Raw genomic sequence first — 644 nt, 5'->3', positions numbered from 1 at the left:
GATAGATTGAACTGGTATCGATTTGGTGCTGTTTCAAGAATGTAATAAAACGATCTCCAATCTCGTTGGCAGGGAGTGCGGTAAAGACTTTCGTTGAGATACCCAGGGCTTGCAAATTACAAGCGATATTAATTTCTGATCCGCCAAAATAAGTCGAACTGGCAACATGATCGCCGATACTGGTGGCATCTAATGGTGAGATTCGAATTAATGGTTCGCCAAACAGTAAGATTTTCGTCATCCATTAGTTCCTTTCTGGTTTAGAATAGCTTTACTTGGCTAATACTTCTTTCAAATAAGCAGCGACTTCATCATCTTGGCAGTTTTCAAAGAAGTATTCTTGGAAGTATTTGCCAGAGATGGTGTCTTTGAGGAAGTCTTGGTCGATTGTTTTAAGGATGGTTATCAAATCATTGTGGGTGATTTGTTTCACCTCGTTTAAGATACGAGCGTTGCGTTGTTCAGGGATTACACGTTCTCTTGGGTAGCCACCGCCCATTTCTTCAGCAAATAAGCGTTCAAACATCAATTTGAGGGTCAGTTCTGCCCCCCAGCCAAATCCTTTGGCATAAGGGATAGACAAGGCGTTACCACCATTGATTTGAGAATAAAGGTAAGCGTCAGTTGGGTCCACTGCTAGACCA

Annotated in this window: 1 protein-coding gene and 1 pseudogene; both read right to left on the bottom strand. The window is 42.1% G+C overall.

Annotation, left to right across the window (positions count from 1 at the left end; translation table 11 throughout):
- Positions 1 to 241 (bottom strand): PfkB family carbohydrate kinase (locus GMD3S_RS0210285; RefSeq protein ID WP_025173033.1); only part of this gene is annotated, 241 nt, incomplete at its 3' end.
- 30 nt (positions 242 to 271) lie between these two features.
- A pseudogene (locus tag GMD3S_RS0210280) lies at positions 272 to 644 on the bottom strand (hypothetical protein); the annotation flags it as partial.

This window comes from Streptococcus sp. GMD3S (assembly GCF_000298695.2).
GTDB lineage: Bacteria > Bacillota > Bacilli > Lactobacillales > Streptococcaceae > Streptococcus.
This window is presented reverse-complemented; position numbering and strand designations above follow the sequence as displayed.